The sequence below is a fragment of the Viridibacillus soli genome, from assembly GCF_016612995.1.
GTDB classification, from domain to species: domain Bacteria; phylum Bacillota; class Bacilli; order Bacillales_A; family Planococcaceae; genus Viridibacillus; species Viridibacillus soli.
In genome coordinates, this window is record NZ_JAEOAH010000015.1 from 1 (window position 1) to 14,976 (window position 14,976).

Sequence of the window (14,976 nt, forward strand, 5' to 3'; positions counted from 1 at the left end):
GAACAAAAAAATTCGAGAGCATTATAGAGTTCGTCTACGTAGCAACAACAGACCGCACACCACTTGAACAAATCAAAAATGAGCTTCAAGTGGCATAAGGGACCAGTCATTGCATTTTATATGGTAATATTTGTATTTAAAAATACTCACTTAGAGTAAGTATGGTAAAACCAAAGCAAAGGAAACTGTTAAAAAGATTAATTCTCATATAAGGGCTTGTGTACGTGAAGCTGTGGATGAAGGGATTATGCAAACGGACTTTACAAGAAGGGCAACACTCACGGGCAGGGATTCAAAAAAACAAATTGACAAACACATTAATTATTTAGAGAGCAAACGACTTTCAGAGGCACTTTGTGATGTTTTACAAGTCGAACATAGACAGGTTTATTATAGTATTCTATTAGCCTTAAAGTCAGGAATACGGTTTGCTGAAATTATCGCATTACAAAGAAAAGATTTTGATTTTAAGAATAGCACGATCAACATTAACAAAACTTGGGGCTATACTTCATCTTTTGAAGATGGTGAAAAGAAGACAAAAATAGAAACATCGAATCGCGTTATTAAAATGGACAAAGTAATAATGGATATGTTCAAAAATTATTTCAATGAAACTCCCGAAAATATTCATAAACTTGTATTTTATAACCCTGAATTAAAATATAAAGTATTTAGCAACACAGGCGTAAATAAGGCATTGAAAAAGTTGCTTGGCGAATTAAGTATAGATGAAATTTCTATTCATGGTTTACGCCATACTCATACTAGTATTTTACAAGGGAATTTCAGTGCAATATATCTCCGAACGACTTGGACATGCAGATGTTGATACTACTATTCGTATTTACACACACTTAATTAGAGAGCTTCGAGAAGAAGATGAAAAAAATACAATGAATGTACTCGCTGCTTTATAATTTTACACATAGGTATTTACAAACACACATAGATACTGCTATGATTGCACTTGCTTTACGTGGTTCGTAACCATCCCACGAAAAAAAACTAGGGGGAAATGAATAATGAAAGTAAAATCTATGGCTACTAGCGGAATTATCGCAGCGCTCTATATTGCTGTATCCTTGCTAATCGCCCCTTTTACATTCGGTGCTTTACAGTTCCGTTTGTCTGAGATGTTCAACCATCTCGTTGTCTTCAACAAAAAGTACATTGTCGGCATTTTGCTTGGTGTATTTATCACGAATTTATTTTCACCACTAGGTATGTATGACTTATTTTTTGGTCTTGGCCAATCGGTATTAGCCTTAGGTATTACAATTTTTGCGAAACGTTTTATTAATGGACATGTGAAGCAAATGATTTTCGGAACACTCGTCTTTACATTTACGATGTTCTTAATCGCAATTGAATTGCACCTCGTTTTTGACCTACCTTTCTTATACACTTGGTTAACGGTTGCTGTTGGTGAATTAGTTGTAATGGGAATCGGTATTCCGATTATGCTAGCACTGAACAAACGTATTAACTTTAATAAACTAATTGAAGATTAATATTATAACCACCTATCCCCAATTTTGAGGATAGGTGGTTTTTTGTTTTACTCAAGTATGGGAGTTTACGCTCTTTTGGCTCTTGTTTACGCTCAACTTTCCTGATTTTACGCTCGTTCATCTCGTATTTATGCTCACAGTAGTATTTTCAAAAAATTAAAGAGGTGTCCCCAAGCTGAGACCACCTCTGTTTTATTCTTAAAGCTGATATTCTTTCATTTCATTACGCAGTTTTTCTTTTAAGAATTTGCCGACGGATGTTTTTGGGATTTCTTTTAAGAAGACAACACTATCCGGTACCCACCATTTTGCAAATTGGCCTTCTAAATAAGAAAGTAATTCTTCCTTCGACACATCGCTACCTTCTTTCAAGACAACACAAGCTAATGGGCGTTCTTGCCACTTTTCGTCTGGAATCGCGATAACAGCTGCTTCAAATACAGCTTCATGTGTCATGAGCGCATTTTCTAAATCTACAGATGAGATCCACTCTCCACCGCTCTTAATCAAATCTTTCGTACGGTCTGTAATTTTGAGGTATCCCTCTGGTGTCATGACGGCGATATCGCCTGTGTATAACCAACCGTTTTTGAACGCTTCTTCTGTACGATCATCCTTATAATATTCATCAGCAACCCAAGGTCCACGAACAGTTAGCTCACCCATTGTCTGGCCATCCCAAGGAACTTCGCCGTTTTCGTTGACGACACGCGTTTCAATGAGTGATGTCGTTAAGCCTTGTGTGGCACGAATATTAATCTTATCGTCCATTGACCAATTTTCCATTTCCGTTGTGTATGTGGATAGACTGACAAGTGGTGTCGTTTCAGTCATACCGTAACCGACGATAAATGGCACTTTGTATTTTTCCTCGAAGGCGCGAATTAAACCTTTCGGTGAAGCTGATCCGCCACAGACGATGACACGTAATGACGATAAATCGCGCGGATTACGCTCTTGTTCATTTAATACGCCCAGCCAAATCGTCGGTACACCTGCTGTTAATGTTACTTTTTCTCTCTCAATTAAATCGAGTAGTAATTGCGGGTTGAACATTGGACCAGGTAATACTTGTGTTGTGCCAAAATTCACTGCCGCAAATGGCATACCCCATGCATTTACATGGAACATTGGTACGACTGGCATGGCGACATCGCTCTCACGAATACCGAGCGAATCTGCGAGACCAATCGCTAAGCTTTGTAGTACCAGACTACGATGCGTGTAAACGACACCTTTTGGGAAGCCTGTTGTCGCGCTTGTGTAGCACATTCCAGCTGGCATATTTTCTTCTAAATCATCTGGGAATTCATAAGAATCGGATGCCTCTTCTAATAACTTTTCGTAAGAATGGACATTTTCTAAGTTTGTTTCTGGTAAGTCTGTTCCGTCCTGCATGACGACGAAATGCTTTACCGTTTTTAATAATGGTGCAGCTTGTGCAATTAACGGGAAAATATCGCTGTCTACTAGTAATATTTCATCCTCTGCATGATTGATAATATACACAATATGTTCTGGTGACAGGCGGATATTAATCATATGAAGAATCGCTCCAGCACATGGCACGCCAAAATATGCTTCTAAATGACGGTGATGATTCCACGCTAACGAGCCAACCTTTGTTCCCTTTGTCATCCCCAGTTTTGTTAACGCTTCAGACAATTTTCGTGTACGTTGCCCAAACTCTTTATAAGTAATACGATGAATCATCGTCTCACTCGTTCTAGAAATGATTAATTTTTTCGGAAAATATCTCTCTGCACGTTTTACAAAATCAGTTAGTACTAATGGTGTTTGCATCATACTCGTCCAACTCCCCTTTGATTAAGTAATATGATTTTATTTAAAAGCAACTGCTTATAAACCGATATTTTTTGCAATAATCATTTTCATCACTTCGTTTGTACCCGCGTAAATGGAGGCCACTGGAATGTCTCTGAAGCGTCTAGCAATCTTATATTCTTCCATATAACCATAGCCACCATGGAGCTGCATGCATTGTACTGAAATGTCTCTAGCACTTTCGGTAATCCAATATTTTGCCATCGATACTTTTGTGACAACATCTTTGCCAGCTAGGTGATCCTCGATTAATGATTCAAGGAATGTTTTGCCAAGTTCCACTTTCGTCGCCATTTCAGCAATTTTAAACTGTGTATTTTGGAAAGAGCTAATGGTCTTGCCAAATGCTTGACGTGATTTAATATAATCAATCGTCATTTCTAGCATATCTTCAGCGGCAATTTGTGCAGCAATTGCAACAACGAGACGCTCTTGTTGTAATTTCTCCATTAAATATTGAAAGCCTTCTCCCTCTGTACCGAGTAAATTTTCTACTGGTACTTTACAATCTTCAAAATAGAGTTCGGCTGTATCCTGTGAGTGCATACCTATTTTGTCTAGCTTGCGTCCTTTTGTAAATCCAGGTGTTCCTTCTTCAATGACGACTAGGCTTACACCTTGATGTTTGCGCTCCGCTTGTAAATTTGTTTTCACAGCGACAACGACTAAATTGCTATTTATACCATTTGTAATAAAGGTTTTTTGACCATTTACTATATAATGATTACCTTCTCGAATAGCCGTCGTTTTTATATTTGCTAAATCAGAACCCGCTCCAGGTTCGGTCATAGCAATCGCTGTAATAATATCGCCTGCCACACATTTTGGCAGCCATTTTTCCTTTTGCCTGACAGTACCATACGCCTCAATATAAGGTACGACGATATCATTATGTAACCCAATACCTGTTAAGCCTGCACCAACTCGTTCTAATTCCTCTCCGATAATGACACCAAAGCTGAAGTCCAGATCGAGTCCACCATACTTTCCCTCGACTTGGGGACATAGAAAACCCATCTCTCCAAGCTTCTTCCAAAAAGAAGTAGGGATTAGCTTATCGCGTTCCCACTCATCGTAATGAGGCACTGCTTCAACTTCTAAAAATTTACGTAGAGATTTACGAAATAGTTCGTGCTCTATCGTTTCAAAACGATATCTCCCCATCACTTGTCACCCCTTAATAATTACTATTTCGGTTGTAATCGGACGGCACCGTCTAATCGAATCACTTCACCATTTAACATTGTATTTTGAATAATACTCTCGACTAACTGTGCATATTCGGATGGCTTCCCTAAACGATTCGGGAACGGCGTTAATTCGGCTAATGCCTTCTGTGCATTTTCCGGTAATCCAGCAAATAAAGGAGTTTCTACTAATCCTGGAGCAATGGTCATCACTCGCACACCAATTGACGCTAGCTCACGTGCAATCGGCAAAGTCATGCCAACAATTCCACCTTTTGATGCACTATAAGCAGCTTGGCCAATCTGCCCTTCATATGCTGCAACGGAAGCAGTATTGATAATGATCCCGCGCTGACCGTCCTCATCTGCTTCATTATGTTGCATAGCATTTGCTGCTAACCGGATCATATTAAATGTACCAACCAAATTCACCTGTAGTACTTGCTCAAATTGCGCTAGGGAATGCGGACCTTTTTTCGATAATACCTTTCCTGGTGTCGCAATCCCCGCACAGTTAATGACCACATTGACCGCACCAAATCGCTCAAGTGCAAGCGCTAAATTCCCTTCTACTCCATCGGCATCTGAGACATTTGTTTTTAAAAACAAGGTAGCGTTTGCTCCAAGTTCCTTCGCGAGTGCTTCTCCCTTTTCTTCATTCATATCGAAAATGATTGCTTTTCCACCTGCTGCCGTTATATGTCGTACTGTCGCTTCTCCCATACCAGAGGCACCACCTGTTACGATGGCAATAGCTTCTTGTAGTTGCATGCTCATCTCTCCTTCTAAAGTAGCGTTAATTGAATATTAGTGTCGGTTAATCGTTCAATAATAGTAGCGTTTGCCATACCCATTCCCTCACAAATAGCGAGTAAACCATAACGTCCACCTGTGCGTTCTAAATGATGAAGTATGGATACTACTAATTTCGTACCTGTTGCACCTAATGGATGGCCAAGTGCAATCGCTCCTCCATTTGGATTTAACTTCTCCGGATCTCCACCAATATCTTGTAGCCACGCGAGAGGTACCGGTGCAAATGCTTCATTCACCTCATAAACAGATACGTCATCAATTGATAGATCTGCTTTTTGCAATACTTTTTTTGTCGCTGCGATTGGGCCCGTTAGCATTAATGTCGGATCTGAACCAATAACAGCGCGAGCAACAATACGTGCCAGTGGCTGAACGCCTAGTTCTTCCGCTTTTGCTTTTGACATTAGTAGCACTGCCGACGCACCATCACTCATCTGACTAGCGTTACCAGCTGTAATAACGCCTTTTTCATCAAAAACTGTTTTCAATCCTGCTAAAGCTTCTCCTGTTGTATCCGCTCTTGGCCCTTCATCTACTTGGAACGTATAGGTATTGCCATTAACATCCTGTACTTCAACTGGCACAATTTCCTTTTCAAAGTAACCTTCATCAATGGCCTTCAATGCTTTTTGATGGCTGGCAAATGAATAGGCATCTAGCGCTTCACGCGATAATTCCCACTGCTCTGCAACCCTTTCTGCAGATAAGCCTTGATTAATAATTTCATATTGCTCCGTTAATTTTTTGCTAGGTTTGGCCTCTCTCATATTCGAAAACATCGGCTCACGTGTCATACTTTCCACGCCCCCCGCAATGACGATATCCATATCACCGGATAAAATAGCTTGTGATGCAAAATGTACCGCCTGCTGACTTGAACCACATTGGCGATCAATCGTCACACCCGGTACCTCAATCGGAAATCCTGCGATTAGCGCTGCTGTTCTCGCAATATTGCCACCTTGCTCACCTGATTGTGTCACACAGCCTAAAATAATATCCTCCACCGACGCTTTTTCAATACCCGCTCTTTTTACAACTTCTTCAATTACAATTGCTGCTAATTCGTCTGGTCTCGTATTGCTTAGCGCACCTTTTCTACGCCCAACAGCTGTACGCACTGCTCCAACTATTACAACTTCTGTCATTTCACTCACCTCTACTTTATCTCTTCGCGTAATTGATATTTCAATATCTTTCCTGAAGCATTACGAGGTAACACCTCTGTATATATAAATTTCTTTGGAATCTTATAAGCTGCTAATCTTTCACTGCAGAAGTTTTTGACTTCTTCCTCATTAAGTGTAAGATTTTCTTTTGACACGATAATACCTACGACTGTTTCTCCCCATTTTTCATCTGGCAAGCCTATTGTTGCCGCTTCTAAAATTTGCGGATGGCTATTTAATACTTGCTCTACCTCAACGGAATAAACGTTTTCACCACCAGAAATAATCATGTCTTTTTTACGATCCACTATGGTAATAAAACCATCTTCATCAACTGTCGCCATATCCCCAGTCAATAACCAGCCATCTGAAAATGCGCGCTGTGTTTCCTCGGGTCTACGATAATATTCCTTCATAATCGTTTCACCTTTAATAACAAATTCGCCCACCTCACCTGGCTTAACATTTTCCATATCATCCGTGACAACACGGACATTTGTTAAGAACATTGCCTTTCCACCAGCCCCAAGCTTCGTTTTATGATCTTCTGGTGCTAGGAAAACACCTCCTGGTCCGGCTTCTGTTAGGCCACATAAATTATAAAATTGATCCGTTCCAAATAGTTCAACAGCACGCTCAACAAGGGCTGGTGCCATTGGTGCTGCTCCGTATCCGCAAACACGGACCGACGATAAATTATATTGCTTACCCTGCACCTGCAAAATGGCATTGTACATAGCCGGCACACCAAAGAATACTGTAATGCCATACTCTTCAATAGCCTCTAGCGTACTCACTGGATCAAAATCACGATGAATAACACTCGATGCACCGAGGTAAATAGCCGTTGTAAAAAAACCATTTAGCTGTGCGGAATGGAAAAGCGGTGCTAAATGTAAAAATACATCATCTGCCGCCATACTTTTCATTACTAGAAAGTTCATATTCACATTCATAACGCGTTGATGGTCAAACAACGCTCCCTTTGGTCTACCGGTTGTCCCAGACGTATATAAAATTTGAGCATTATCTGTATTTAACACAACCATTCTTGGTTCAGAACAGTCATCACTTAAAATACTAGCCCAAGATAAATGTCCATGGAGCTTTGCTTCTTGTTGCACAATAATATGTTCTAAAGAATTATGTCCATTATCAGCATTCGCCGTAATATCTTCTAAACCTGCATCACAAAACACCATTTTACATTCGGATTGCTCCAATATATAGGCAACTTCAGGCGCTACTAAACGGAAATTAATCGGCACAACAACCCCGCCAGCTTTCCAAATAGCATATAAAGCAATGACAAAGTGATCGGAGTTTTTCATAAAGAGGCCAATTTTTTCACCATGTTTTAAACCTAGCTGGATCAGACCGTTTGCTAATTTATTTACTTCCTCATTAAATTGTTGATATGAATAAGTTCTTCCCTCACATGTCACACACATTTTATCTGGATGGCGATTGGCATTTAATACTAATGGTGTCGTTAAATTCATAAATAACCCCCTTTAAAATATACAGACTTTTCTAATAATTTAACTTTACACAATTATATATGTAAGCGCTAATATAAAACTACTAAAATAGAACATTTTCGAGAAAAAGCACTTATTAAGATAGTGTTTTTCGGAAACTAGCATCTCATTACAATATGCAACTCTTTCTATTAAAATACTTATCTTGTCCAATAAAAAAGGCTGTACCTTCAAATAAGAAGGTACAGCCTTTTGAAATGTCTTTCTTTTACGCGCTTTTAATCACTTTCTCTTGTAACTTTTTTAGCATATCTACCGTCATTGCATCTAAATCATATTTTGCTTTAAAGCCCCATTCCTCTTTTGCAGCACTTGCATCTATAGAATCTGGCCAACTATCCGCAATCGCTTGGCGCACTGGATCAACATCGTAATCCATTTCGAAATTAGGCAAATGCTTACGAATTGAAGCCGCAATTTCTTCTGGCTCAAAGCTCATAGCTGTTACATTAAATGCATTACGATGAATTAACTTCGCTGGATCTGCTTCCATCAAATCAATTATCGCTTGCAACGCATCTGGCATATACATCATATCCATATAAGAATCTTTTGCAATATATGAAGTATATTTGCCTTCCGTAATCGCTTTATAGTAAATATCTACCGCATAATCCGTCGTACCACCACCTGGAGGCGTTACATACGAGATTAATCCTGGGAAGCGCACCCCGCGAGTATCCACACCGAAGCGTTGGAAATAGTAATCACATAATAACTCACCAGCCACTTTGTTTACACCATACATTGTTGAAGGTCGTTGCAAAGTATCTTGCGGAGTATTGTTTTTTGGAGTTGAAGGTCCAAACGCACCAATTGAACTCGGTGTGAAAAATTGTAGATTTTGCTCACGCGCAACCTCTAACGCATTCACAAGTCCGCCCATATTCAAATTCCAAGCGAACAACGGATTATTCTCTGCAGTTGCCGATAATAACGCAGCCATATGCATTAATGTATCCGCCCCAAAATCCTTCGCTATGTCATTCATGCGTTTTGCATCCATAACATCCAACGTCTCAAAAGGCCCCTTTTGTACAGCTGGTTTGCGAATATCTGTTGCCAAAACATTTTCAGTTCCATATGTTTCGCGCAGCTTCATAACTAACTCTGAACCAATTTGACCGCACGCACCGGTTATCATAATTTTTTTCATTTAAAAATCCTCCTCATCTGACAAACATTTGTGTTTTTAGAAAACACATCTATCCAACAATTACAAATGTCCTTTGTAAAAACACATTAATATTCATTAATCATTGATTTATCAGTATTTTAATTAAATAAATTATACAATGTATCTTTTATAAACACAACAAAGGTTTTTATACAAAGGACAGTTTATTTCAGATACAATTATTGGTTTTTATTTTATAATGAATAAAAGGAGTGTTACCCATGCATTTATTTAAACTAACTATGATCTATTTAACCGCTATCATCGCCTGTACATTTCTACTTATGATGGAAGTACCTACAATCACCGTCTCCATCTTATTATCTATCTATATATTCGGCCTCATAATGTTCCCGCAATACAATATAGCGCTATGGTCCAATAATATTAGCAAAATCGACCGCTTCGTAACAAAAAATCGAACAAAACCCACATTTGCCTACCCATACGCAGTCGCTCACGAATCTTTAGAGGAACAAAAACTAGGCCTACAAAAAATGCTAAACAAATATAAACAACCTATCGTCCAACACAACTATCGCTCTGTGCTAGCTGCTCTCAACAAAGATTTCGAAGGCGCTTTAGCAGAAGCAAAACAAATTCCAAAAGAGCCCATCCGTAGCTACAACATTGCCCACACCGAAGTCTTCCTTGGCAATATCGATGCAGCCAAGGCGCTCATCCCAAAGCTCACAAAACCTTGGATGCCACACGCTATTGAAGGACTAATCGCATACGAGCAACACGATCTACGGACATTCGAAAAAGAGTCTGAAGCAGCCATCGCAAAAGCTAGAGGCATACAAAAACATGTGCTGTTTTATACTTTTAAAGGGAGAAAAGAACATTTTATGGTGAAATAAAAAGAGCCACCCGGGGGAAGGGTGGCTTTTTGGGATGGAAATATTTCATTCCAAAGGGGAGTTGTTATATTATTGAGCTTTTCGGGTTGATTTTATACATTTTTTTGAGTTTTTATTTCAATTTGTAATATGTTATTAATCACTACAAAACTCCACTTTGTTCGGATGAGTTAAAAGCTTATTCTTTTAATGTTCTATGACACCCCACAGTGACTTTCGTATTCATTCAAAAGTATGCCATAAAACCTTAATAATACTCAATTCTTTTAATCTTCTTAGCTATTATTAGTCTTCGCCGCATCAACCACATAAGTATTCGCAATCAAGTCATGCAGACCGCGTTTTTGCGGATGGAATGCGACCATTATGTAACCGAGGCATAGGAGGAGGCTACTGAAGATTCGAGCGATGTTGCGAGCTAGGCTACGGAGAATAGAGATTGTATCGCCGTTTGTATCGACGATTTCTAGGCCGAGTATTTTTTTCCCTATAGTACCTCTCCAGTGGGTTGCTGGTAGGCCAATGAAGTATAATAAGCCAGCTACAATGAGAATCCAGCTGTATAGCGGCTGGGTTGATAGATATAGCTGGTCACCAAATAGCATTTCCGGAACAACACCTTTCGGGACTCTTAAAACGATACCAATTAGCGCTGTTACTACCATAACGATAGCTGTATCTATCATTGTTGCGAATACACGCACCCAAAACCCGCCATAACTCATGTACATTTCCCCTTTTTGATTTTATTTTTTTCATTAACTTATGACGCCTAGTTTCGTATGCTGACATTGCAAATAACGGATATGTCGATGGTGAGCGTCTGCTCTTTAGGAAATTGTGTGCGGATTTTCAATGTGTTGGATTCATTGTTTATTCGTTCAATTACACCCTCTATTATATGGGTTTGCCGATTTTTCCAGATGGTTAGGAGAATTGTTTGTTTCGATTTGGTGGCAATTTGAATGAGTTCTGCGTATTCGTTTAATGTCCATTCATCTAGCTCAGGCTGAGCGACATATTGGTCCTCCGCCTGCCATTCTCTTAGGAGTTGCACGTGTTCAGGTAGCATCATCGCTGTCCATTTAATATTACCCCGGTCTTTATTCACATGAATTGCCCCTTTCTGTGTATTAAGTGCATAAGTTGTGTATAACTGGGATAATTTTGTTAATTACACAGGTTACACTTAGTTATCCACATGTTCACAAGTCCTTTCCACCACAGCGCCATATACACTCTTTATTCAAAAGATGTATAGCAATAAAATGGGTATTGAATAAATATGCATTTCCCTATTTTTTGTGACCTCCTAATAATTTTGCGCGTACAACGGCAGTGCCTGCTTCTGTATAGGAGACAGCGCGCAGGACGGCGGTCGAGCCGTAGCGAGTGCGTAGTTGATCCATTGTGGCTCCGAGCTTACGACGGTGAAAGCGGTCAGTGTCGAATAAACTAAGTTGCATGGAGTGCTCAGATTCAAGCTTTGTGATGCTAATAGTGAGCTGGCGTACCGGTCTTTCTTCTATATAGTATTCATCGAGTAGTTGCTGGCAGACCTTATAAATTTTCATCGTGTCATTTGTTGGCTCATCGATTGTACGTGAGCGATGAAAGCCACCACCAAATGCATTTTTGCTGTAAGAAAGTCCGAGTGAAATGGTACGTCCAATTTTAAATGCTTCGCGGGCACGTCTTGCAATGTCTTCACACATTTCCAGAATAACTGCGAGCACTTCCTCTTTCTTGTTATAATCACGCATTAAAATTTGACCTTTGCCGTAACTGATTTGCCCTTCGATTATTGGTGCGCCAAGCTCAGAAAGGTCGATTCCCCGCGCATGATAGTAGAGCTGATTGCCCATAATGCCAAAGCGCTCCTCCAGTGTTTTCAGATCCGCTTTTGCTAAATCTCCTACAGAAAAAATCCCCATATGATTAAGCGAGCTTTCCGTTCGGCGCCCAATTCCCCACATTTTCGAGAGCGGCGCTACGGGCCATAGCTTTCCTTGTACATCTTCATATGTCCATTTGGCAAAGCCTGTTTTTTTCCCTTCCAAATCAAGCGCTAGCTTTGATAGCAACATATTAGGTCCCATGCCGACGGTACTCGGGATTTCGAACTGACTGTAAATTTCCCTTTGAATCCTTTTAGCAGTTTCTTCAGGTAATCCCCATAATTTTTCTGTTCCAGTTAAATCGATGAAACTTTCGTCCACACTATAAACATGGATCGCTTCCTTCGGGACGTAACTGTTGAGCAGGCGCGTAATTTCCATTGATATGCGGATGAAAAATTCCATTTTCGGTTCGAATAGGCGGATATCTGGGTGCTTTGGAATTTCATAAAGGCGTGTGCCCGTTTTTACTTGGAAACAAGTTTTCATCATCGGGGATGCTGCAAGTACGATGCTCCCCTTTTGATTGAAATTACCGACTACCGCAATCGGTGTTTTCATAACATCTAGATGCTCAAGCGACGCAATACAACTCGCATAGAAGCAACACATATCAATACACATGATGGATCGCCGTGGCATGTTTTCATACATACACTTATCCTCCAATGCAGAACATTTGTTCTTATTTTAAATCGATACATGCGAGATGACAAGTGGTAATATTAGGTATTTTGAGCAGATTGTCCATTTACGCTCAACTTTTAGGGTTTTACGCTCGTTCGAGGAAAGTTTACGAGTGTTCAGCAGAGATTTACGCTCACAACGGATTATTTTTCCAATTAAAGTGAGTTACTATGCTCGAAAAATAACAAAAGGCATCAAGAGTGAGCTTCTTGATGCCTTTTGTCGACAGTCTGAAACCTTGCAATAAGCAAGATTTTTTAGGACTCTATTTTTATTTAATTTCTTTCCATAAAGACAATGCGAATATCCAATTTGGATTCCCACTTCCTTGATAGCTTTGAACAGCTTCATATATTTTACCTTTGTGTTCTACTTTATCACCTTTTGTGTACGCCTTATACGGATCCCAAATATTATCAGAAACTGATGTATCCGGTTTAATTGGATTGGAATCGGTACTTTTCCAAATTTCGGCTGTTAATTTTGGATACCCTAGGGCCGCCACCTTTTGGATCGTATTATTATTTGGGCGTAATCCCCATTTTTCGAAAAATGGAATTAAATTTTGTTGAGCTGCTTTGGAGGCTTCAATCATAAATAATTGTTTCTTATCTTCATTATTTTTAGGTAACATACTATCAGACATATCTCTATACGATTGATGCAATTTTGGATAAAATTCTTCTCCATACGCTAGATTTAATTGCCATAGCATAGCAAGTTTAACAAAAAGATCACTAATCTCGTCATAATTCTTATTCTGCTGTTCTAAGTATTGAAAAACCTTAGGATAAACGCCTTCTTTTTCTAATCTCGTCCGTTGACCAAATGCTTTTTCTACAGCAAGACTATAAATATTGTTCTGAACCTCTGTCATATTATGAAATGCCCAAGGACTTTGTTGTCTCATATGCCCCGCCTCATGCCACGGGCCCCATCCATCATTTATAAATTTATTAATATCTAACACATGTTGGATTGCGTCTCCTACATATGCAGTTCTATAAGGGTATGCATACATATAATAATCTAGAGAATTGTTATCCTCAACATAATGTAGATAATGTTTATCTACTTGTCCTTCAGATAATCCAGATATTTTATCTTGAATTCTAGTAGCTTCATCCAACTTTTTCAATAGTTGAGTAGGATCTGTGTTAGAGCCGATCAAATATTTTTTAACACGTGCCGGGCTAGCAGTTATCAATACACGCTCCCCTTTTAATTCCACCGTATGTGCATTTGGATATTGATTAAGCATATCTATTAAATCTTGTTTCGTATGCTTTCCGAGTTCATAGAGAGGGGTAGCCATTCCGCCTGTTGTTACTGTTGTTTGAATGGTGCCTCCTTGTTGTTTATTGTAAAAATAAATCATCCCACCATTTGGAGACTGTATAGTGTTTGGACCAGGTTTTAATGTAAAGGATTTTATTTTTGAATCTTCTCTCCAAGAAGCATCATATGAAAAAGTTCCAATGTATGCTTCGATATTTTGATTTCCTGCTACCTGAATGATTATTTGTTCATTAGACCTAGCGTATATCCCCGTCGGTTCATAAGGACTAAATTGTCTATCTCTTCTTTCGCTATTTTGGAATTTCGCGATATCTCCTTTTCCTGGAACTGCAAACTCCCGATTTTCCACTTTCACTGATTTTTCGTTTTTTAACACGTTAGATACTTTCTGTTGCTGTGTTTGTTCTTCCGCAAAGACTTCTAATGAAGGCGTTATTCCGGTAGCAAACATAGAAAATAGAGCAGTTGCCACCACTAACTTTTTTGTTTTTTGTTCCTGTCTTCTTTTCATCATATCTCTCCTACTATTTTTTATGTATTCAAATCAAGTATATACTATTACCTATATTTCCATAGTACCTTTTGACACATTTTTTTACATTTTTCCTATAAATCTGCCAATACCAACGCATTATAAATCATTCTTAACTCCTTATACAGATCAAATAAACATATCAATAAGCACTTTGAATAGTATTATTAATACAAAATTATAGAAAATAATACCTTTATCGTCATAGTTTGTTAATTATGCAAGACATCATTCAACGTCATATATGGGAAACGTAAGTGGAAATAGCCGACCATTTACGACATTCTGATGATATCAAGCAAATCTATGCGAGGGTAAAGAAACAATTGAATGTGTTTTTGCGGATGCCTATTTTTACTGCCATGAATTTGAAAAAGCTTGCTACTTGGACATGACAAGCTTTTTATAGAGAGAATATTGCTAGAAGAGTATGTTCTCTTTAGTAGGA

The 14,976-nt window shown here is 39.0% G+C and carries 13 protein-coding genes, 1 pseudogene and 1 riboswitch; of the genes and pseudogenes, 4 read left to right on the forward strand and 10 right to left on the reverse strand.

Annotated features, from left to right (window positions below):
- Positions 1-247: 247 nt before the first annotated feature.
- On the forward strand, positions 248-832 hold the full coding sequence (locus JFL43_RS11435; protein WP_200749148.1) for a site-specific integrase: 585 nt from the start codon (positions 248-250) through the stop codon (positions 830-832).
- 141 nt (positions 833-973) lie between these two features.
- Positions 974-1,018, forward strand: a riboswitch (PreQ1 riboswitch).
- A 7-nt stretch (positions 1,019-1,025) separates the two neighbouring features.
- Positions 1,026-1,514, forward strand: coding sequence for a QueT transporter family protein (locus JFL43_RS11440; RefSeq protein ID WP_100794918.1), 489 nt, complete (start codon positions 1,026-1,028; stop codon positions 1,512-1,514).
- 198 nt (positions 1,515-1,712) lie between these two features.
- On the opposite strand, the gene JFL43_RS11445 is transcribed toward JFL43_RS11440, so the two are convergent.
- From JFL43_RS11445 to JFL43_RS11470, 6 genes are all read right to left on the reverse strand, one after another.
- Complete coding sequence (locus JFL43_RS11445) at positions 1,713-3,320, reverse strand: long-chain fatty acid--CoA ligase (RefSeq protein ID WP_200749149.1); 1,608 nt, start codon at positions 3,318-3,320, stop codon at positions 1,713-1,715.
- 54 nt (positions 3,321-3,374) lie between these two features.
- Positions 3,375-4,523: an acyl-CoA dehydrogenase family protein gene (locus JFL43_RS11450; protein ID WP_200749150.1), complete on the reverse strand. Its 1,149-nt coding sequence runs from the start codon at positions 4,521-4,523 to the stop codon at positions 3,375-3,377.
- A 23-nt stretch (positions 4,524-4,546) separates the two neighbouring features.
- A complete protein-coding gene (locus JFL43_RS11455; protein WP_200749151.1) occupies positions 4,547-5,317 on the reverse strand; it encodes a 3-hydroxyacyl-CoA dehydrogenase in 771 nt (256 codons plus the stop codon).
- Between the two features lie 14 nt (positions 5,318-5,331).
- Positions 5,332-6,510: a thiolase family protein gene (locus JFL43_RS11460; protein WP_200749152.1), complete on the reverse strand. Its 1,179-nt coding sequence runs from the start codon at positions 6,508-6,510 to the stop codon at positions 5,332-5,334.
- Positions 6,511-6,521: 11 nt separating this feature from the next.
- Entirely contained in the window at positions 6,522-8,033 is a 1,512-nt protein-coding gene (locus tag JFL43_RS11465; protein WP_100794923.1) for a class I adenylate-forming enzyme family protein, read from the reverse strand.
- A 247-nt stretch (positions 8,034-8,280) separates the two neighbouring features.
- Complete coding sequence (locus tag JFL43_RS11470; protein WP_200749153.1) at positions 8,281-9,228, reverse strand: L-threonine 3-dehydrogenase; 948 nt, start codon at positions 9,226-9,228, stop codon at positions 8,281-8,283.
- A gap of 242 nt (positions 9,229-9,470) precedes the next feature.
- On the opposite strand from JFL43_RS11470, the gene JFL43_RS11475 reads away from it, so the two are divergent.
- The gene (locus tag JFL43_RS11475) at positions 9,471-10,112 is read left to right on the forward strand and encodes a hypothetical protein (RefSeq protein ID WP_200749154.1); all 642 of its coding nucleotides are present in this window, start codon (positions 9,471-9,473) and stop codon (positions 10,110-10,112) included.
- A 275-nt stretch (positions 10,113-10,387) separates the two neighbouring features.
- Here the strand turns inward: JFL43_RS11475 and JFL43_RS11480 are convergent, their stop codons facing one another.
- The 4 genes from JFL43_RS11480 to JFL43_RS11495 form a co-directional block, all read right to left on the reverse strand.
- Positions 10,388-10,837 (reverse strand): RDD family protein, encoded by a 450-nt coding sequence (locus JFL43_RS11480; RefSeq protein WP_200749155.1) that lies wholly within the window; start codon positions 10,835-10,837, stop codon positions 10,388-10,390.
- 47 nt (positions 10,838-10,884) lie between these two features.
- Positions 10,885-11,223, reverse strand: a complete 339-nt coding sequence (locus JFL43_RS11485) for a YolD-like family protein (protein ID WP_200749156.1) — start codon at positions 11,221-11,223, stop codon at positions 10,885-10,887.
- Positions 11,224-11,407: 184 nt separating this feature from the next.
- Complete coding sequence (locus JFL43_RS11490; protein ID WP_200749157.1) at positions 11,408-12,664, reverse strand: Y-family DNA polymerase; 1,257 nt, start codon at positions 12,662-12,664, stop codon at positions 11,408-11,410.
- A 304-nt stretch (positions 12,665-12,968) separates the two neighbouring features.
- Positions 12,969-14,507, reverse strand: coding sequence for a M60 family metallopeptidase (locus JFL43_RS11495; protein ID WP_200749242.1), 1,539 nt, complete (start codon positions 14,505-14,507; stop codon positions 12,969-12,971).
- Positions 14,508-14,749: 242 nt separating this feature from the next.
- On the opposite strand from JFL43_RS11495, the pseudogene JFL43_RS22570 reads away from it, so the two are divergent.
- Positions 14,750-14,923: pseudogene (locus tag JFL43_RS22570) on the forward strand (IS5/IS1182 family transposase); the annotation flags it as partial.
- Positions 14,924-14,976: the final 53 nt, after the last annotated feature.